19 protein-coding genes and 1 tRNA gene are annotated in these 17,860 nt (G+C 63.7%); 5 read left to right on the plus strand and 15 right to left on the minus strand.

From position 1 onward, the window contains the following. Window positions 1-7 precede the first annotated feature (7 nt). From nadC to nadA, 3 genes are all read right to left on the minus strand, one after another. Window positions 8-895 carry a carboxylating nicotinate-nucleotide diphosphorylase gene (gene nadC, locus AFIDRAFT_RS15010; protein WP_009340396.1) on the minus strand — a complete coding sequence of 296 codons (888 nt, stop codon included), beginning with the start codon at window positions 893-895 and terminating at the stop codon, window positions 8-10. Then, window positions 892-2,490, minus strand: a complete 1,599-nt coding sequence (locus tag AFIDRAFT_RS15015) for an L-aspartate oxidase (RefSeq protein WP_009340397.1) — start codon at window positions 2,488-2,490, stop codon at window positions 892-894. The genes nadC and AFIDRAFT_RS15015 overlap by 4 nt, the downstream gene beginning before the upstream one ends. 61 nt (window positions 2,491-2,551) lie before the next feature. Next, a complete protein-coding gene (gene nadA / locus AFIDRAFT_RS15020; protein ID WP_009340398.1) occupies window positions 2,552-3,658 on the minus strand; it encodes a quinolinate synthase NadA in 1,107 nt (368 codons plus the stop codon). Between the two features lie 273 nt (window positions 3,659-3,931). On the opposite strand from nadA, the gene acuI reads away from it, so the two are divergent. Both acuI and AFIDRAFT_RS15030 read left to right on the plus strand, forming a co-directional pair. Next, entirely contained in the window at window positions 3,932-4,918 is a 987-nt protein-coding gene (gene acuI, locus AFIDRAFT_RS15025) for an acrylyl-CoA reductase (NADPH) (protein WP_009340399.1), read from the plus strand. Between the two features lie 122 nt (window positions 4,919-5,040). Beyond that, complete coding sequence (locus AFIDRAFT_RS15030) at window positions 5,041-5,553, plus strand: hypothetical protein (RefSeq protein ID WP_009340400.1); 513 nt, start codon at window positions 5,041-5,043, stop codon at window positions 5,551-5,553. 13 nt (window positions 5,554-5,566) lie between these two features. On the opposite strand, the gene AFIDRAFT_RS15035 is transcribed toward AFIDRAFT_RS15030, so the two are convergent. From AFIDRAFT_RS15035 to ygfZ, 6 genes are all read right to left on the minus strand, one after another. Continuing rightward, window positions 5,567-6,850: a DUF3422 family protein gene (locus AFIDRAFT_RS15035; RefSeq protein WP_050789618.1), complete on the minus strand. Its 1,284-nt coding sequence runs from the start codon at window positions 6,848-6,850 to the stop codon at window positions 5,567-5,569. Window positions 6,851-7,014: 164 nt separating this feature from the next. Then, complete coding sequence (locus AFIDRAFT_RS15040; RefSeq protein WP_009340402.1) at window positions 7,015-7,998, minus strand: NUDIX hydrolase; 984 nt, start codon at window positions 7,996-7,998, stop codon at window positions 7,015-7,017. A gap of 4 nt (window positions 7,999-8,002) precedes the next feature. Then, a complete protein-coding gene (locus tag AFIDRAFT_RS15045) occupies window positions 8,003-8,509 on the minus strand; it encodes a tyrosine phosphatase family protein (protein WP_009340403.1) in 507 nt (168 codons plus the stop codon). 70 nt (window positions 8,510-8,579) lie between these two features. Continuing rightward, complete coding sequence (locus AFIDRAFT_RS15050) at window positions 8,580-9,194, minus strand: YfbR-like 5'-deoxynucleotidase (protein WP_009340404.1); 615 nt, start codon at window positions 9,192-9,194, stop codon at window positions 8,580-8,582. After that, window positions 9,191-9,808: a DNA-3-methyladenine glycosylase I gene (locus tag AFIDRAFT_RS15055; RefSeq protein WP_009340405.1), complete on the minus strand. Its 618-nt coding sequence runs from the start codon at window positions 9,806-9,808 to the stop codon at window positions 9,191-9,193. The genes AFIDRAFT_RS15050 and AFIDRAFT_RS15055 overlap by 4 nt, the downstream gene beginning before the upstream one ends. Further along, on the minus strand, window positions 9,805-10,680 hold the full coding sequence (ygfZ, locus tag AFIDRAFT_RS15060) for a CAF17-like 4Fe-4S cluster assembly/insertion protein YgfZ (protein ID WP_009340406.1): 876 nt from the start codon (window positions 10,678-10,680) through the stop codon (window positions 9,805-9,807). Before ygfZ ends, AFIDRAFT_RS15055 begins: the two co-directional genes overlap by 4 nt. Before the next feature lie 186 nt (window positions 10,681-10,866). Here ygfZ and AFIDRAFT_RS15065 point away from each other — a divergent pair, with 186 nt between their 5' ends. Next, window positions 10,867-12,201: a dihydroorotase gene (locus AFIDRAFT_RS15065; RefSeq protein ID WP_009340407.1), complete on the plus strand. Its 1,335-nt coding sequence runs from the start codon at window positions 10,867-10,869 to the stop codon at window positions 12,199-12,201. A gap of 34 nt (window positions 12,202-12,235) precedes the next feature. On the opposite strand, the gene AFIDRAFT_RS15070 is transcribed toward AFIDRAFT_RS15065, so the two are convergent. The 4 genes from AFIDRAFT_RS15070 to AFIDRAFT_RS15085 all read right to left on the minus strand — a co-directional run bounded on the left by AFIDRAFT_RS15070 (window position 12,236) and on the right by AFIDRAFT_RS15085 (window position 13,999). Next, window positions 12,236-12,499 (minus strand): hypothetical protein, encoded by a 264-nt coding sequence (locus tag AFIDRAFT_RS15070; protein WP_009340408.1) that lies wholly within the window; start codon window positions 12,497-12,499, stop codon window positions 12,236-12,238. A 129-nt stretch (window positions 12,500-12,628) separates the two neighbouring features. Next, the gene (locus tag AFIDRAFT_RS15075; protein WP_009340409.1) at window positions 12,629-13,006 is read right to left on the minus strand and encodes a TIGR02301 family protein; all 378 of its coding nucleotides are present in this window, start codon (window positions 13,004-13,006) and stop codon (window positions 12,629-12,631) included. Window positions 13,007-13,071: 65 nt separating this feature from the next. Further along, on the minus strand, window positions 13,072-13,494 hold the full coding sequence (locus AFIDRAFT_RS15080) for an NUDIX hydrolase (RefSeq protein WP_009340410.1): 423 nt from the start codon (window positions 13,492-13,494) through the stop codon (window positions 13,072-13,074). Between the two features lie 4 nt (window positions 13,495-13,498). After that, window positions 13,499-13,999, minus strand: a complete 501-nt coding sequence (locus AFIDRAFT_RS15085) for a hypothetical protein (protein ID WP_009340411.1) — start codon at window positions 13,997-13,999, stop codon at window positions 13,499-13,501. Window positions 14,000-14,081: 82 nt separating this feature from the next. Here AFIDRAFT_RS15085 and AFIDRAFT_RS15090 point away from each other — a divergent pair, with 82 nt between their 5' ends. Continuing rightward, window positions 14,082-14,828, plus strand: coding sequence for an SOS response-associated peptidase (locus AFIDRAFT_RS15090; protein ID WP_009340412.1), 747 nt, complete (start codon window positions 14,082-14,084; stop codon window positions 14,826-14,828). Between the two features lie 7 nt (window positions 14,829-14,835). On the opposite strand, the gene AFIDRAFT_RS15095 is transcribed toward AFIDRAFT_RS15090, so the two are convergent. Beyond that, window positions 14,836-16,254: an FAD-binding oxidoreductase gene (locus AFIDRAFT_RS15095; protein WP_009340413.1), complete on the minus strand. Its 1,419-nt coding sequence runs from the start codon at window positions 16,252-16,254 to the stop codon at window positions 14,836-14,838. Then, window positions 16,251-17,231, minus strand: a complete 981-nt coding sequence (locus AFIDRAFT_RS15100; protein ID WP_009340414.1) for an L-threonylcarbamoyladenylate synthase — start codon at window positions 17,229-17,231, stop codon at window positions 16,251-16,253. The genes AFIDRAFT_RS15095 and AFIDRAFT_RS15100 overlap by 4 nt, the downstream gene beginning before the upstream one ends. 95 nt (window positions 17,232-17,326) lie before the next feature. Here AFIDRAFT_RS15100 and AFIDRAFT_RS15105 point away from each other — a divergent pair. Then, window positions 17,327-17,403: transfer RNA gene (locus tag AFIDRAFT_RS15105), tRNA-Pro, on the plus strand. Window positions 17,404-17,860: the final 457 nt, after the last annotated feature.

Raw genomic sequence — 17,860 nt, forward strand, 5'->3', positions numbered from 1 at the left:
GCCGCGCTTACACTTCAATATCCAGCGCGACGTCGAAATTCGGAGCCGAATGGGTCAGCGCGCCGGACGAGGCGTAGTCCACGCCGGTCTTCGCGATCTCTGCGATGCGATCCACGGTGACGCCGCCAGACACTTCCAGCACCACGCGGCCCGCCGCAAGTGCAACCGCCTCGTGCAGCGTCGGGATATCCATATTGTCGAGCAGGACGACATCGGCGAGTCCAGTCGCAAGCACTTCGCGCAACTGATCGAGCGTGTCGACCTCGATTTCCACCTTGACCAGATGCCCCGCGACCGCGCGGGCACGTTTCAGCACCTCGGAGATGCTGCCCGCCACCGCGATGTGGTTGTCCTTGATGAGGATGGCATCATCGAGCCCGAAGCGGTGGTTGAAGCCGCCGCCGCAGCGCACGGCGTATTTCTCCAGCGCGCGCAGGCCCGGCGTGGTTTTGCGGGTGCAGCAGATGCGCAGCTTGGTGCCTGCGGTCTGTTTCACATAGCTCGCCGTCAGAGTGGCGATGCCGGACAGGCGGCCGACGAAATTGAGCGCGACGCGCTCGGCTGCGAGCACGGCGCGGGCGGGGCCCACGATGGTGAGAAGCGATTTCCCCTTCGTAACGGTATCGCCATCGCGGGCGTGAGCCTCGATCTTCATCTCAGGCGCAAGCTGCCGGAATGCCTCGATCGCGAGCGGCAGGCCCGCGATGATGCCGGGCTGCCGCGCGACCATGACCGCGCGGGCAGGAGTTTCTTCCGGAATGGTGGCGATGGAGGTGATGTCGCCGGCGCGGCCGAGGTCTTCCGCGAGCGCATGCCGCACGGCGTCCGTGATGGTCGGCAGCGCCAGAAAGCCATCCGGGAGAAGCAGCGAAGCGGGGGACGTTGTTGCCGTCATGCCAGGCTTCCGATCACCTCGGCGAGCGAAGGCGTGCGGACGAGGTCTGCCGCGACATGGCGTGCGGCGGAGAGCGTCGTCATGGTGCGGCGGGCAAAATCGGGATTGGCCTTCGGAAAATCAGAGCGGAAATGCGCGCCACGGCTTTCCTCGCGGACATAGGCACTGGTTGCGACGAGGAGCGCCGTCGTCGCCATGTTGCGCAGCGCGATGCTTTCGGAGGTGGCTTTGATTTCGCCAAAGACGCGGATCGCCTTCGCGAGTCCATCGGCGTCGCGGATGACGCCGACATGGGTGCTCATCGTCTCGCGCAATCTGGCCTCGAGATCTTTTTCAGGCGCAGACGAATGTTCCTTCGTGGCGGATGCGATGGAATCCGGCGCCTGCCAGTGAAGGCGGCGGATATCGTCGGCGATGCGCGCGGCATAGACCACGGCTTCCAGCAGCGAGTTGGAGGCGAGACGGTTGGCGCCATGCGCGCCGGTGGATGACACTTCGCCCGCGGCCCACAGGCCGACAATGGAGGAGCGTCCGCGCCCGTCCACGGCGATGCCGCCCATGTGGTAATGCGCGGCGGGCGCAATCGGGATCGGTTGCGTGGCGGCGTCGATCCCGCCCGCGAGGCAGCTTTCATAGACGGTCGGGAATTTCTGGGCGAAGGCTGCGCCGACGGCTTTGGTGGCGTCGAGGAATGCGCCGCGTCCGGCGGCGATCTCCGCGAACACACCACGCGCAACGATATCGCGCGGCGCAAGCTCGGCGAGGGGATCGATCTTGAGCATGAAACGCTCGCCGTCACCGTTGATCAGCGTCGCGCCTTCGCCGCGCAGCGCTTCGGTGGCGAGCGGGGCGGGGTCCTTGCCGATCATCACGGCGGTCGGATGGAATTGCACGAATTCCGGATCGGCGATCACCGCGCCCGCGCGGGCGGCGATGGCAAGACCACCGCCATAGGATTCGGCGGGGTTGGTGGTGACGGCATAGAGATGACCGATGCCTCCGGTCGCGAGCACCACGGCGCGCGCGGGCAACGCAAGGGTCTCTCCATTAGCGGTGCTGCGCAGCCGCAGTCCCGTCACCGCGCCATTCGCGACCAGTAATTCCTCGGCGCTGTAGCCTTCGATCACCTTGATCGACGGCGTCTTGCGCACGGTCTCGATCAGGGCGGTGACGATAGCCTTGCCGGCACGGTCGCCCTGGACATGGACGATGCGGCGCGCGGAGTGCGCGGCCTCGCGGCCAACCGCAAGCCTGCCTTCGAGATCGCGGTCGAACGGCACGCCATAGCTCAGAAGGTCATCAATGCGTCCCGCGGCTTCGCTGGCCAGTCGATGCGCCACGGCTTCATCGACGATGCCGCCGCCGACGGCGATGGTGTCGCGCGCGTGCGCTTCAGGGGTGTCGCCTTCGCCGACGGCCGCGGCGATGCCGCCCTGCGCCCACACGCTGGACGCGCCTTCGCCGAGCGAGGCGGCCGAAATGACGGTGACGGGACGTGGAGCGAGTTTCAGTGCGCAGAACAGGCCCGCAAGCCCCGCGCCGACGATGACGACATGGTCGGGCGACTGCGCCCGAGCGGCTTCCTTGTGGCTCATGCCGTTTGCCTTTGATACGCCGGCCGGCGGTCCATGAGGCCGCCGGTTGTCCGGCTTTTGGTCAGTTCTTCAGATTCACCATCCGCTCCACCGAGCGGCGGGCCTTGTCCGCGATCATCGGGTCGATCACGATTTCCTCGCGCATGTACAACAGGCTGTCGAGGATCTTCGGCAGCGTGATGCGCTTCATGTGCGGGCACAGATTGCACGGCTTGACGAAGTTGATCTCCGGCAACTCCGCCTGCACGTTGTCGGCCATCGAACATTCGGTGACCATGACGACGCGCTTGGGTTTGTTGTTGCGAACCCAGTCGATCATGTGCGCGGTCGAGCCGGTGAAGTCCGCTTCCTTGATGACGTCGGGCGGACATTCCGGATGCGCGATGATCTGCACGTCCGGGTCGGCGGCGCGATAACTGCGCAGCTCGTCGCCGGTAAAGCGCTCGTGCACCTCGCACGCGCCCTTCCAGGCGATGATCTTCACCTTGGTTTTTGTCGCAACGTATTTCGCAAGGTACTGGTCCGGCACCATGATGACGGTGTCGCTGCCGAGGCTCTCGACAACCTGCACGGCGTTCGAGGAGGTGCAGCAGATATCGACTTCTGCCTTCACGTCGGCCGAGGTGTTGACGTAGGCGACCACCGGCACGCCAGGGAAGCGCTCGCGCAACAGGCGCACGTCCTCGCCGGTGATCGATGAGGCGAGCGAGCAGCCCGCGCGCGAATCCGGGATCAGTACGGTCTTGGCCGGGTTCAGGATCTTCGAGGTCTCGGCCATGAAGTGCACGCCGCACTGGACGATGACGTCGGCTTTCACTTTCGTCGCCTCGATGGCGAGCTTCAGCGAGTCGCCGCCGACGTCGCCGACGCAGTGGAAGATTTCCGGTGTCTGGTAGTTGTGCGCGAGGATCACGGCGTTGCGCTCGCGCTTCAGGTCGTTGATCGCCTTGATGTAGGGCGCCATGAACGGCCACTCGACCGGCGGGATGACTTCCTTGACGCGCTCATAGAGGTGCGCGGTCGCGCGCTCGACCTCGGGGGTCCATTCCAGCGAGGGCGACGGCAGCGAGGTAAAGCGTTCGCGCGACGGGCAGCGGTCAGCAGCCGGGTTCTTGGGTAGAGCGGGAGTGCCGAAGTCTTCGGGTCCAAACAGTCCAGTCAGCGGCATGGTCATCTCCCTATATACTCGAATTGAGCATATATGGTGTCTGAGAAAACCGGCGAAGGCCGGTGTGTTGCCCTACCTGAACTTTCCGCCGGTATGGCGATCAGTTATCCTCAACTAGAGCAAAACAAATATAACAGGTCTTTGACGTCCTCGCCAGAGCTTCCTGCAAATTTATTCGGCCGGGAATAGGAGGGCTTCTGCATAACACCATCGTCGATTTGACGCCCCGCTTCTCGCTATTACTGTTCGCCTGCACGAATGAAGGAGCAAGTTGTGGGAACGTTCAAAGCCATCCGCATCGACAAGGCCGAGAAGGGCACTGTCGCGGCGCTGACGCAGTTCGACGAAAGCGAGTGGATGGAGGGCGACGTGGTCGTCGCCGTCGAATGGTCCACCCTCAACTATAAGGATGGCTTGGCGCTCACCGGCAAGGGCCCAGTGGTGCGGCGCTTCCCGATGATCGCCGGAATCGACTTCGCGGGCACTGTGATTTCGTCCGAAAATCCGAAATGGAAGGTGGGCGACAAGGTGATCGGCACCGGCTGGGGCATGGGTGAAACCCATCTCGGCGCCTATGCGGAGAAGACCCGCGTCAAGGGCGACTGGCTGGTGCGGCTGCCGGCGGGCATGAGTGCGCGCGACGCGATGGCGATCGGCACGGCTGGCTTCACCGCCATGCTGTCGGTGCTGGCGCTGGAAAAGCATGGCATCACGCCGAAGGATGGCCCGGCGATTGTCACCGGCGCTGTCGGCGGCGTCGGCTCGGTCGCTGTGAGCCTGCTGGCGAAGGCCGGTTATCACGTCATCGCCTCCACCGGCCGCGCCAGTGAAAGCGGTTATCTCAAGGATCTCGGCGCGGCGGAGATCATCGGTCGCGAGGAACTCTCAGGGCCCGCAAAGCCGCTCGCCAAGGAGCGCTGGGCGGCGGGCGTGGACAGCGTCGGCTCGACGACGCTCGCCAACGTGCTGTCGATGACCAAGGCCCATGGCGCCATCGCCGCCTGCGGGTTAGCAGCCGGCATGGACCTGCCGACCACCGTCGCGCCTTTCATTTTGCGCGGGGTGTGCCTTTTGGGTATCGACTCGGTGATGTGCCCGCTGCCGCTGCGGGAAGCCGCCTGGGCGCGGCTGGCGAAGGATCTGGATAAGGCAAAACTTGCTGAAATAACTCGGGAAATTTCGCTCGACGAGGTGATTGCCGCCGGTTCCGATATTCTCGCGGGCAAGGTCCGTGGCCGCGTGGTGGTGAAAATAGCCTGAGGATGTTCAGGCTTTGCAAACCATAGTGCTCCATTGTTGCCATGGTTGATATGGTAATCAGGGACTTAAGATCGGCGTTTGTCGCGGTCTCATCCCGAATGTCACGAGTTGGAGTGGTTCGCATGTTCGCGCGATTGGCTTTTGGTGTTGCGCTTGCCGGGTGCGCGGTCGCGCCCGCTTTCGCCGAGCAGATGGATGCCAGTCAGGCGCGCAAGTTCGTCGCCAATAAACTGTTCTCCTTCACTTGCTTCGACGGCACCAAGGGCGCCGGCCGCATCTATGAGGACGGCTCTGCGGCGGGATCGGTCCAGTTCGGCGGCTCGGGCCCGCTGCGCCATATGCGGTTGCCCAGCAACACGCTTCAGGTCCGCTCCGGTGCGGTCTGCGCCTCGATCAAGGGCATGCCGTTCGAGCCGTGTTTCAACCTGAACAAGTATGACGAAGTCAGCTTCCGCGGTTCGGTATCCGGGCTTGGATTCGCTTATTGCGATTTCCACCGCCAGGGCAATGTCCGCACCTTCCTGACGCGGATGATCCGCAAGCCGCGCTCGCTGCATCCGCCGCACAAGACGGAGGCGAATGCCGAGGTGCGTTCCGAGCCGGTGGCGGAGTTGCGCCGGACCAAGACCGACTAAGCGACCAAATTCATCAATCGTGCGAGATGTGGTGCTTGCGAATGCGCCGCACGGTCGCCCAGATCGCCAGTGCGGCGACCGGGATGAAGGCGGCGATCATATAGGCTGGCTCGATATGGACGTAGCCGGTCTCGTGAGCCGCCTTGGCGACGTAGCCGAACAGGCTGACCACGTAATAAGTGATCGCCGCGACCGACAGCCCTTCGACGGTGGTCTGCAACCTGAGCTGCATGCGCGTGCGCTCGTTCATCGATTTCAGCAGTTCCTGATTCTGCTTTTCCAGTTCGACATTGACGCGCGTGCGTAACAGGTCGGCGGCGCGTGACAGCTTGAGCGACAATTCGGTCTGCCGCGTTTCGGTGGTGGTGCAGGTGCGGATTGCGGGCGCCATCCGCCGGGCGAGGAACGAGGTCCATGTCGGCAAGCCACCCATCTTGTGCTCGCCGATGGTCTCCAGCCGCTGGTGGATGATTTCGTCATAGGCGCGCGTCGCGCCGAAACGAAACACGCTGGCGGCGGCGCCGGCTTCGAGGTCGGCGGCGAGGGCGGCAAGTTCATCGAGCAATTGGCGGTTGCTGCCGAGGTCGTTGGCCTCGCGCATCTTCTGCGTCACTTCCGCGAGCTTGTGCTCGATCCGGTTGATCGATGGCAACAGCCGCTGCGCTTCCGGCAGACCGAGCAGCGCCAGCGTCCGATAGGTTTCGATCTCGATCACGCGCTGCACCAGCGCGCCCGCGCGTTCGCTGCTGAGGCCGTTATCGGTGATGAGAATGCGGACGAATCCCGACGGATCGAGCCGGAAGTCGCTTGCGTAGGACGCGCTCCCGTCGCTGTTCTCGGCGCTTGCAAGGCTCGCGCGATCGAAAATCTGCTCGACCGGAAGGTGATCCGGATTCTTCTGGAGGATATGCAGGTCGATCGCGACCAGCAGCGGGCCGGGTTGAGGGATTGCGCGTGTCTGCGGCTCTAGTATCGCCACGTTCGGCGTGAACGGCGCGTCATTGAGGGCGGATGGCATCTCCCAGGTGTAGGTGGTGAATTCGGAGTGCTGCTCCCAGCGCAGGGCGGTCGCGCCGAGCGAAACGCGGTAATGGTTTTCCGAAGGCCGTGGTCCCGGAAGGCCGCGCGCGATGCAGAAAGCAAGAAGGTTTTGGCGGTCAATCTGGGCGGCGGTCTCATCGGTGTGAAAGCCGAAATGCAGGATGCGCCGCGGCACGGGGAGTGCGGTGAAGGGGCGGGCGTGCAATTCGTTGAGGATCGCCGCGCGCAGCCGGTGCGGTACCAGAGGAGGAATCATTGCCGGTTTGTCTGACAGTGCGGCGGTTGTTACATCGTTGGTCAAAGGCTTGATCCTGCAAATCGTCTTTACGCAATGGGCGAGCTGATGAATTTTTCGGGCGGCTTTGACGTGGTGTAAAGCCTTTTCATGAGCCCGGCTATGCGCCAGACGGTTGTGGCAGACTACCTGCGTGCACGCACCCGCAGGCCCGGAGCAGGGCGCTCCTGCAACACTTCGCGGCGAAAGCGAAACAGGGCCGCAGGCCGTCCGCCCGTCCGCGTCGACATCTCGCCGGTCGGCTCGGTCAGCGCCCCCGCTTCGACGAGGCGGCGGAAGTTCTGTTTGTGCAGATGGCGGCCCGAAATCGCTTCCACCGTATGCTGCAATTCCGTCAGCGTGAATTCCGGCGGCAGCAGTTCGAACACCACGGGGCGGTACTTCAGCTTGGAGCGCAGCCGCGCGATCGCGGTCGCGAGAATGCGGCGGTGGTCGAAGCGCATCGCGACGCCGAGCGGCGGCAACGACTTGCGCGCGAGCGCAGCGGAGCGGCCGTCGCGCTTGGCTTCCTCAACGAGGCCTGCCTCATAGAGAAGCTCATAACGGTCGAGGACATGCTCCTCGTCCCAATGGGTGCCTTCGGCGCCAAAGTAAAGCCGCACGCGATCGGCGCGGCCGAGCGCCCGGTTGGCGTTCCGTGCATCCGATGCCGCCGCCCATGCCTGCAGGGCGGGAAGAATTTCCCGGTCGATCATCGCAGGCTTGGCGACGCGCCAGTCTTCCCAGGGGAAGTAGCGGTACCACGGTTCGAATGTCGCGCCCTCGACCTTGGGAGAGGATTCGCCATCGACGCTGCGCGTCAGCGCAAGATAGCCGATGGAGGCGACATGCACGCCGGTGTGGTCGAGCGTTGCGTGGCGGCCCCGGTCGCCGAAGGTATAGAGCTGCTCGACATAGCCGAGGCTGAGGCCGGTCTGTTCGGCCACCCACGCCCGCAGGCCGATTTCGAAGGTGCGATGGCTGACCGCGTCGAACGGGCCAAACGGCAGGCCCGCAAGTTCATCCTGTCCGCTGCCCGGTGCGGTGAGGATCAGTGGTTCGTTGTCGTTGATCGACACGATGGCAGCAGTCAGGCCGATCTCGATGGGGGTCAGCGACTTCTCTGCCATCGCCTCACTCAAGATCGATATGGAATGGACGGCCTTCGAGAACGGCGCTGCCCGGCCCAATGCGTTCGACGGCGCGGATCATGCGGCCTTCGCGGCCGAGCGCGCGATCGGCCAGTTGCACGATCAACCTGTTCGGACTTGCACTCGGAGAGGCCGCGCGAATGGCCTTGGCGATGTCGTCTTCGGCGCGGCGCGGGTTGAGCGCGCAAGCCGCCATGAACGCGGTCGCGGTGGAGCGGCTGATTCCGGCGAAGCAATGCACCACGAGAGGTGCGCGGCGATCCCAGCGCCGCACGAAATCGAGCGCTGTATTGATATGTGCAGCTGCGGGAGCCGTGAAGCCGTCGGCAATCTCGGTGATGTCGTCCATCGAGACGCGCAGGTGGTTGGCATCGAGCACGGAAGCGGGCGTTTGCGCCTTTTCGACCTTGCCCATTACCGTGATGATGTGGCTCGCGCCGATGGCGGCGACGGTTGAGTGGAGTTCGGCAAGCGAGCAGACGTGGATCATTATGGCCTCGTGACTGTGCCCTCTATACGTCAGGGCGCAGCGCTGCGAAAGCGCGTAAAAACCGGAACAATTATGCGATCAGCGACTGGCAACGCGCGAGAAACTGTCTTTCCGCCTTGGTCGCGGACCACGGCGTGAGATAATTCTCGACGGTCGCAGGATTGAGCTTGGGGTCGCGGCCGAACAGGCGTTTCGCCTCGGCCTGGCTGAAACCCGCCAACGAGGTAGCTTCGAGATAGGCTGCGCCCATGTCGGCGGTCTTGATCAGGGCTTCGATGTCGGCAGGCAGGACAGCGGGCAGGCCGAAATGCAGATGGATCGCCGCGAGCAGCCGCTTCTCCACCGCTTTGTAGGAGCCGCCGATCACCGCCTTGAATGGTGAGATCATGTCGCCGATCACGTATTCGGGGGCGTCGTGCAGCATCGCCGCGAGCCGCACGCGGCGGTCGATGCGTGGCGAGCGCGTGCGCAGTACTTCTTCCACCAGCAATGTGTGTTGCGCGACCGAAAAAATGTGCGCGCCATGAGTTTGTCCGTTCCAGCGCGCAACGCGGGCAAGGCCATGCGCGATGTCCGCCACCTCGATGTCCAGCGGCGAAGGATCGAGCAGGTCGAGCCGCCGCCCCGACAGCATCCGTTGCCACGCGCGGGCGGCTTTTTTCGGAGGCATATGTTTCGCGGTCATTTGGCCTTGCGTGCTTGTTTGGGTTTGCCGCAGGTCGCGTGGCAATGGCAGGTGACCATGTGGTCGTTGACCATGCCGGTTGCCTGCATGAAGGCGTAGACGATGGTGGGGCCGACGAACTTGAAGCCGCGCTTCACCAGTTCCTTCGACATCGCAATCGATTCCGGCGTCGCGGCAGGGACCTGGCTCTTGCTGCGGAAGCGGTTGACCTTCGGCGCACCATCGACAAAACCCCACAGCAGTTTCGAGAAGCCGGGGCCTTCCTGCATGATGACGAGGTAAGCCTGCGCGCTTTTCACCGCGCCCTCGATCTTGGCGCGGTTGCGCACGATACCGGCGTCGTTCATCAGCGTGGCGATCTTCTTCGCGTCGTAACGCGCGATCTTCACCGGATCGAAATTGTCGAACGCTTTGCGGAAATTGTCGCGCTTGCGCAGGATGGTGATCCACGACAGCCCGGCCTGAAAACCATCGAGGATCAGTTTTTCGAACAGTGCGCGGTCGTCATATTCCGGCACGCCCCATTCCTCGTCGTGATAGGCGACGTAGAGCGGGTCTTCGCCCGGCCACGCACAGCGCGAAACCTTGGCTGCCTTTGCTGGCGTGGCGCTCATGCGGACGCCTTCTTCGGCGGCTGGATGTCCTGCGGTGCGATGAAGGACAGCGGATGCCCGTCCGCGAGGACAGGCGTGCCTGCCTCCACCGCATCCGCGACGCGGTCGATGCGCAACAGTGCAAGCCCGCGATCGCCTGCGGATGAACCGAACGTGCCGAGTGTTTTCTCTCCTGCCGTCACCGGCGTTCCGGCGGCGATGGCATCGCCAAGGCCGACGCGAACGATGCGGGTGCGCGCGGTGCCGCGATGCTGCATGCGGGAGACGACCTCCTGACCGATGTAGCAGCCCTTGTCGAAGTCGACGCCATGCAGACGGTCCATGTTGGCGTCATGAGGGAAGGCATCGTTATAGGCGAAGTCGATGCCGCCGCGCGGCGCGCCGCATGCGATGCGATGCGCCTCGTATTCGGTTTCATCAACCATCTGCGCGCCGATCGCTGTGGTGGCCTTGCCTGCAAACTCTTGCGGCAGCAGCACGCGCCAGCCGAGTGATTCATCGCGAGGATCGGCAAAAGCGAGATCCGGCGTCATCTGCGGCTCTCCGCCCCAGAGGGCAAGCACACCGAAAGCATCGGAGAGGTTTTCGATCGCGACCTTGGCGCGCAGCTTGTAGATTGAGAGGCGTGCGGCGAGCGGTTGCGCCAGCGATTTTGGACAATCGAGCAGGAAGCCGCCGCCATGGCCGGCCGGTATTTCAGTGACCAGAAAATCGGCGATGATCTTGCCCTGCGGCGTCAGCAGCGCGCCGAAACGCCCGAGTCCGGGCCGGACCAGATCGATATTGGTGGTGACGAGGCCGTTGAGAAAGTGGCGGGCATCCTCGCCGCCGACTTTGACCACGCCCCGATCGGTGAGAAATGCAGATTTCATGGGATTCTTGAGTGGCGGATTCTTGAGGTTTTGACCGGCAGAAGTTTTGCGAAGAATCGCGCAACGCCGATATCGCTGCGAAACGTAAGGCTGTAAGGTGCGCGCAACAAGCCCCGCGCAGGTCTGCGCAGGGCAAATTATGGTATCTCAGCAACTTCGACACTCAAGATTCGGGCATTCAAGATAATGGCTCAAACTTTCGATCTCATCCTCAAATCCGGAACCGTGGTCAATCAGGACGGGGAGGGCGTGCGCAACATCGGCGTGACGGCGGGCAAGATCGCCGCGCTCGACGTACCGGACAACGCCAGCGCGGGCGAGGTGATCGACTGCAAGGGCCTGCACATCCTGCCCGGCGTGATGGACACGCAGGTGCATTTTCGCGAGCCGGGCCTCACGCACAAGGAAGATCTGGAAACCGGCTCGCGCAGCGCGGTGCTGGGCGGCGTCACGGCGGTGTTCGAGATGCCGAACACAAATCCGCTGACGATCACGGAAGAAACCTTCACCGCCAAGATCAAGGCCGCGCATCACCGCATGCATTGCGACTTCGCCTTCTTCATCGGCGGCACGCGCGAGAACTATCGCGAATTGCCGGAGCTGGAGCGCGCGCCGGGCTGTTCGGGCGTCAAGGTGTTCATCGGCTCCTCGACCGGCAGCCTGCTGGTGGAGGATGACGACGGCTTGCGGAAAATTCTCGGCGTGATCCGTCGGCGCGCCGCGTTCCACGCCGAGGACGAATACCGCCTCAACGAGCGCAAGAACCTGCGCATCGAAGGCGACCCGCGTTCGCATCCGGTGTGGCGCGACGAACCCGCCGCGCTGATCGCGACGCAACGCCTTGTCGGCATCGCGCGCGAATACGGCAAGCGGATTCACGTCCTGCATATCTCCACCAAGCAGGAGATCGACTATCTGCGCGACCACAAGGATGTCGCGACCTGCGAGGCGACGCCGCATCACCTCACGCTGGCGGCGCCCGAATGCTATGAGCGGCTTGGCACCCGCGCGCAGATGAACCCGCCGGTGCGCGACGCCAGCCATCGCGACGCGATCTGGCGTGGCATCTCGCAGGGCATCATCGATGTGCTCGGCTCCGATCACGCGCCACACACGCTGGAAGAAAAATCGAAAACCTATCCGGCGTCGCCGTCCGGCATGACCGGCGTGCAGACGCTGGTGCCGATCATGCTCGATCACGTCAACGCGGGGCGGCTGTCGCTGGCGCGGTTCGTCGATCTGTCGAGTGCGGGTCCTGCGCGTATCTTCAACATCGCCTGCAAGGGCCGCATCGCCGCCGGTTACGATGCCGACTTCACCGTGGTCGACATGAAGCGCAGCGAGACGATCCGCAACGAGGACAACGCCTCGCGCGCGGGCTGGACGCCTTACGACGGGGTGAAGGTGAAGGGCTGGCCGGTCGGCACCTTTGTGCGCGGGCAGCGGGTGATGTGGCAGGGAGAACTGGCGACGCCTTCACAGGGCGAGCCGGTGCGTTTTGTGGAAACGCTGAAGCCGTGAGGGAAGCCGGCCGGCGATGATTTCGCCGGGAAAATTACTGCTTGAACATCACCACCGAGAACTCGCCGCTGCGAATGCGCGCGGGCAGACCCTCGACGAATTTCGCGACCGCATCCTCGCCATAGGTGTTCACGAGTTCGGCGAACGCCGCGAACAGGCTCGCCTGCGCGAGGCAATCGCCATCGATGCCGTCGTGAAGCGCCTCGGCCCACGCCTCGTTCAGATAGGTCAGCGCGGCCTGCTTCTGCTCCTGGTCAGGGAGAGGAGCGCGGGAAGGGGCAAGAGGCGAGTACGACATGAAGGAAGACAATCCGGAAACGGGCGCGAAAGCGCCATGGCAATGTCCCCGAGCTTTAACATGCAGGGCGGGCCATCCCAGTGAGTTCTTGCGAAAAGGTTAATTTAAAGGGGAGGGCTGTCGATAACTTTAGTTCGCGTATCGCGAGGTCAGGTTCCGGGAAATGTCGGCCCCCTCGATCAGGTAGCGGCGGATGACCAGATGAGCGGCCGGGGTGCAGGTCCGGTAGGTCTGTTGGAAACCGTTATAGCCGCGGTTGAAACTCGCGATCATTCGGGTGCGGCGGTCGCCGGAGGGTGTCTCGGCCTCCAGCAGGGCCTGCATTTCGGTGCGCCATTTCTGGCCGTCATTGGTTCCGCAGATGCCGCGCAGGTAATGCAGGGCACCCATAATCTCAGCCAGCCGCTGCAGATCGGCATCGAACGGTGCGGCTTCGTCCTCCGCGCGGACAGTGGCCGGCAGCAGAATCGAGCAGGTCAGGAGCACGGCGAGGAAACGGCGCAGCATGGCGGCAGGTCTTAACCTTCCCGGCCCAAAGAACGCAACAAGGGAAGCAAGGCGGCTTACAGGGGTCAGACGCCCACGACCTCACGGACGGTGGCGATCACCTCATGCAGGCCGTCCGTGACCATCAGCCCGCGGGTCTCGTCGGGGTCGAACCAGCGGGCTTCCGCAAGTTCGTCGTTCAGCGTGACCTCGCCGGAGACCCAGCGCGCCGCGAACGGCAGGATGATGAAGTGCCCATGCCCGGACTGGACGTGCAGCATTTCGCGGACGCCGGCCGGCCCGGCGATCTCGATGGTCAGCCCGGTTTCCTCGAGGATTTCGCGCTTGAGCGCTTCGGCCATGGTTTCGCCGAACTCGATACGGCCGCCGGGGAACGTCCAGAGCGGTCCTTTGGGATTGTTGGTCCGCCGCGTCAGGAGGATCTTGCCGTCGCGGAAAATGCCTGCGCTGACCGCGACCTGCGGCCGTGAGGCGGTGGAGTCAGTCACGTTTTCAGGATTCCATAATACTGTCGATGTCGGTTCCGTCCGAGACACCGTGGATCAAAGCGCCGGCCATCGCAAGCAAAGGCTGGATCCAGCCGATCGCCTCGGTGGCGAGCTTGATGCGGGTTGCATCCTGCGTGGTGCTGCGCATGCCCTCGCTCACCGCCACCAGGATATCCCGCATCGAGCCGATCACCCGGTCGAATTCGGCTTTCAGGGCAACCTCGGCCTGCTCATAGGCCTGGATCGTGAGTTCCTTGGCCTTGAGGTTGGAGGCCTCGAAATGCTCGCGATAGGTCAGGGGCCGCCAGCTCAGAAAATCCTCGGCGCATTCGGGCATGTCCGGGATCATTTCGAGCAGCATGATCGCTTCATTGAAATGGTTGAGATAGTCGGTGGCAAGCCCGGTGCGCGGGTTGATGTTGTTGTCCTTCAATAGCTGACGGTGTGCGGCCTGGGCGGCCGCATCGGGCAGGTTCGTCGAGGCTGTAGTCTGGGATAACGCCATCGGGAGCTTTGAAGGATCGCAGAGGACCAATTAACATTACAGGACGGCAATTAATGATCGGTATCCGGTTAGAGGACAGTGCATGTGCGGGCGATTTACGCTGACGTCGGCCCCGGCCATCCTGCGACAAGCATTCGAATATGCCGAACAGCCGAATTTTCCGCCCCGATACAATATCGCGCCGACGCAGCCCGTGGCGGTGGTGACCTCGGAGCCGGGCGCGCGGCATTTTCAATTGATGCGGTGGGGCTTTATTCCGGCCTGGGTGAAGGACCCGAAGACATTCTCGCTCGTCATCAACGCCCGCTCCGAGACGGTGCTGGAGAAGCCGGCCTTTCGGAATGCGATCAGGCGGCGGCGCTGTCTCGTGCCTGCTGACGGTTATTACGAGTGGCAGAGCAAGGGCGGGCGCAAGCAGCCCTTCTTCATTCATCCGCGTGACGGCGCACCGATGGGATTGGCGGCGGTCGCGGAAACATGGGTCGGTCCGAATGGCGAAGAACTCGACACGGTCGCGATCGTAACGACCGCCGCGCGGCAGGAGATGGCTCATCTGCATGCGCGGGTGCCGGTGGTGATCGCGCCGCGCGATTACGCCTGCTGGCTGGACGGCGGAGAGGTTGCGACGGAACAGGCGATTGCCCTGTTACAGCCGCCAGCTTCCGGCAGCCTTGCGTGGCGTCCTGTTTCCACCGAGGTCAATCGTGTCGCCAACGATCACGAGGGATTGCTGGAACGTATCGAACTCTTTTCCGAAGTCGTGAAGCCGGAAGCATCGCTGCGTCCCTCACGCCGCGCGGCGGATGAGAGGCAGGGCTCGCTGTTCTAACGACCCGTCACACGACCTTGCCCGGATTGAGAATATTGAGCGGATCGAGCGTGTGCTTGAGCGCGCGCATCAGATCGAGCGCGACCGGGTCCTTCACATGCGGCAGCTCATCGCGCTTGAGAAGGCCGATGCCGTGTTCGGCCGAGATCGAGCCGCCGTGCTTGCGCACGATGGCGTGGACCGTGTCGTTGACTTCGTGCCAGCGCGCGACGAAGGCGGCTTTGTCGGCATCAACCGGCTGGCTGACGTTATAGTGGATGTTGCCGTCGCCGAGATGGCCGAACGCCACCGGCCGCGCACCCGGAATGAGTTTCGTCACCGCCGCATCTGCCTCGGCGATGAATTGCGGCACGGCGGCGACCGGCACCGAGACGTCGTGCTTGATCGAGCCGCCTTCGGGTTTCTGTGCCGGCGAAATTACTTCACGCAGCGTCCAGAACGCCTGGCGCTGGTCGAGGCTCGAGGCAATCACGGCGTCATCGACAAGGCCCGCTTCCATCGCCGCTTCGAGCGTGTTCTCGATCAGCATGCGCGCGTCGTCACGCGGCGAGGAGATTTCCATCAGCACGTACCACGGGTGAGACTCTGAAAGCGGCGCGCGCAGTCCGGGGCCATGCCTGAGCGCGAATTGCACGGCGATGTCGGCGATCAGCTCGAAGCTCGTCAGTGCCGAACCAGCGAAGGCTTGCGACAGGTTTAGAAGCTTGAGCGCGGCTTCGGGCGAGGCGAGGCCGACGAACGCCGTCTCCACCGTGCGCGGTTTCGGCATAAGCTTCAGCACGGCGGCGGTGATGATGCCGAGCGTGCCTTCCGCGCCGATGAAAAGATTGCGCAGGTCGTAACCGGTGTTGTCCTTCTTCAGTTTCGACAGGCCACTCAGGATACGCCCGTCGGCGAGCACGACTTCAAGCCCGAGCACGAGATCGCGCGCAACGCCGTAGGACAGCGCGGCGATGCCGCCTGCATTGGTGGAGAGGTTGCCGCCGATGGTGCAGCTTCCTTCCGAGCCGAGCCACAGCGGGAAGATGCGTTCGGCTTTTTCCGCCGCCACATGCGCATTGGCGAGGATGACGCCGGACTCGCAGATCATGGTGTTGGAGGAGGGATCGACTTCACGAACCTTGTCGAGGCGACGCAGCGAAAGCAGAATTTCGCCGTGATGAGGTATCTGCCCGCCAACCAAACCGGTATTGCCGCCTTGCGGCACCAGTGGCGTTCGGGTCTCAGTGGCGAGCTTGCAGATTGCGGCGACTTCGCCGGTCGTGCCCGGGCGGAGGATCAGCGGGGAGTGGCCCTGATAGAGGCCGCGCTCCTCGACGAGGTAGGGTGCTTTCTCGTCGCCCTCCATGATGGCGTGCTTGTCGCCGACAATGGCGCGGAAACGCGCCAGCAACTCCGCCGAAAGGGGAGAGAGTGCTGTCATCATGCGGGCCGGTCGGCTGCGGCCCGGCGGAGTCGATCGTTGATCGCTTCGCCGAGGCCGTGTGTCGGGATGGGCATCACCGCGATGGCCTGCGCGCCGGTTTCGTCCAATGCGCGCAGATGGCCGAACAGGTTGGCCGCCGCCTCGATCAGGTCGCCGCGCGGCGAGAGGTTGAGTGTGCGTTGAGGCCGTGCGCCGGGCAGCGCCTCGCCGAAAGCGAGCAGCGCCTCGTCTGCGTTGAGCGCCGTGGCGCCGAGCCTGACAGCGGCGGCAGGCGCATAATGAGATTCCAGCATGCCCGGCGCGAGCGGGCTGTCATGGCCCGGTATGGTCTCGAGTCGTCCAAGGGGAACGCCGAGCACGGCTTCGATGTCGGCACGGGGCGTGCCGCCCGGCCGCAGCAGGACGGGCGCGCCGCTGCATCCAACAATGGTGGACTCGACACCGACGCTGACCGGTCCGCCATCGACGATCAGGTCGATACGGCCGTCGAGGTCATGGAGCACATGCGCGGCCGTGGTGGGCGAAACGTGGCCCGAACGGTTGGCGGACGGCGCGACGATCGGCCGGCCGAGCGCCTGGAGAATCGCCTGCGCCACCGGATGAGCCGGAATCCGCACCGCGACGGTATCGAGGCCCGCCGTGGCGAGTTCGCTCACCGGGCATCCGGGTGCTTTGGGCAGGACCAGCGTTAGCGGTCCCGGCCAGAAGGCTCGGGCGAGTTTCAGGGCGGTTTCATTGAAGATGGCGACGCGCTGGGCGGCTTCCAGCGTCGGCAGATGAGCGATGAGCGGGTTGAAGGAGGGCCGCCCCTTGGCCTCGTAAAGCCGTGCGATGGCCTTGCCGTTGGTCCCGTCCGCGCCGAGGCCGTAGACGGTCTCGGTGGGGAAGGCGACGAGTCCGCCCGCGGCGAGGCAATCGGCAGCCGGGCGCGCGGCGGCTGCTGCGGGGACGGTTTTTGTGGTCAAAATCAGGCTCATGGCCCCTTTTATGGGCGCTGGAGCGGACGGCGTCAAAGTGCTTCTCACGCGCCTTGCAGGGCGAGGGGTGCGCGGTTATAAGACCGGCCTCACGTCGGAGTATAGCGCAGCCCGGTAGCGCACCTGCTTCGGGAGCAGGGGGTCGCAGGTTCGAATCCTGCTACTCCGACCATTCCGCCCGTCCCGGCCTCATCACACTCCATATTCATGTCTATAGGCGTCCCGCGAATGATCGCCGGGCGTGATCGTCGATTCTCGCATGATATTTCCTGGGCGGGATTCAGAATGACGTGGTGTGCCATCGCCTCCGATGGTGATTTTTGACTCCTTCACGATGAGGAGTGGCGCTGCCATTGGAGGCTCGCTTGCTGGCGCGCATGATCCCGTATCGTGCCGCGATAATTCTCAGCACATATTTTGATGGATAATGTCCGACACCACTGATTGAAGAATATTCCCAGTCTCTGAAAATTCTTGTGGCCGGAATCTGCCCGCGAGCTTGTGGCCAATTATATCGGATGGCCTTGGCCGGTTTTTGCAGTGCGCTGCTCTTATCGCAGCGCGATATGCAAAAGAGAAAGATATCTGAACAACTCAGCGAGAGTGAGACGAAAGTTTTCCATCACGTT

Origin of the sequence: Afipia sp. 1NLS2, assembly GCF_000178995.1 — a bacterium.
Lineage (GTDB): Bacteria > Pseudomonadota > Alphaproteobacteria > Rhizobiales > Xanthobacteraceae > Afipia.

Coding starts and splice junctions, on each gene's coding strand:
- AFIDRAFT_RS15100 (WP_009340414.1), bottom strand. CDS start 17,231: ATGAGCCTGATTTTGACCACAAAAACCGTCCCCGCAGCAGCCGCCGCG.
- ygfZ (WP_009340406.1), bottom strand. CDS start 10,680: ATGAAATCTGCATTTCTCACCGATCGGGGCGTGGTCAAAGTCGGCGGC.
- AFIDRAFT_RS15075 (WP_009340409.1), bottom strand. CDS start 13,006: ATGCTGCGCCGTTTCCTCGCCGTGCTCCTGACCTGCTCGATTCTGCTG.
- AFIDRAFT_RS15050 (WP_009340404.1), bottom strand. CDS start 9,194: ATGACCGCGAAACATATGCCTCCGAAAAAAGCCGCCCGCGCGTGGCAA.
- nadC (WP_009340396.1), bottom strand. CDS start 895: ATGACGGCAACAACGTCCCCCGCTTCGCTGCTTCTCCCGGATGGCTTT.
- AFIDRAFT_RS15090 (WP_009340412.1), top strand. CDS start 14,082: ATGTGCGGGCGATTTACGCTGACGTCGGCCCCGGCCATCCTGCGACAA.
- AFIDRAFT_RS15035 (WP_050789618.1), bottom strand. CDS start 6,850: ATGATTCCTCCTCTGGTACCGCACCGGCTGCGCGCGGCGATCCTCAAC.
- AFIDRAFT_RS15040 (WP_009340402.1), bottom strand. CDS start 7,998: ATGGCAGAGAAGTCGCTGACCCCCATCGAGATCGGCCTGACTGCTGCC.
- AFIDRAFT_RS15095 (WP_009340413.1), bottom strand. CDS start 16,254: ATGATGACAGCACTCTCTCCCCTTTCGGCGGAGTTGCTGGCGCGTTTC.
- AFIDRAFT_RS15085 (WP_009340411.1), bottom strand. CDS start 13,999: ATGGCGTTATCCCAGACTACAGCCTCGACGAACCTGCCCGATGCGGCC.
- AFIDRAFT_RS15070 (WP_009340408.1), bottom strand. CDS start 12,499: ATGTCGTACTCGCCTCTTGCCCCTTCCCGCGCTCCTCTCCCTGACCAG.
- AFIDRAFT_RS15045 (WP_009340403.1), bottom strand. CDS start 8,509: ATGATCCACGTCTGCTCGCTTGCCGAACTCCACTCAACCGTCGCCGCC.
- AFIDRAFT_RS15030 (WP_009340400.1), top strand. CDS start 5,041: ATGTTCGCGCGATTGGCTTTTGGTGTTGCGCTTGCCGGGTGCGCGGTC.
- AFIDRAFT_RS15055 (WP_009340405.1), bottom strand. CDS start 9,808: ATGAGCGCCACGCCAGCAAAGGCAGCCAAGGTTTCGCGCTGTGCGTGG.
- AFIDRAFT_RS15065 (WP_009340407.1), top strand. CDS start 10,867: ATGGCTCAAACTTTCGATCTCATCCTCAAATCCGGAACCGTGGTCAAT.
- AFIDRAFT_RS15015 (WP_009340397.1), bottom strand. CDS start 2,490: ATGAGCCACAAGGAAGCCGCTCGGGCGCAGTCGCCCGACCATGTCGTC.
- nadA (WP_009340398.1), bottom strand. CDS start 3,658: ATGCCGCTGACTGGACTGTTTGGACCCGAAGACTTCGGCACTCCCGCT.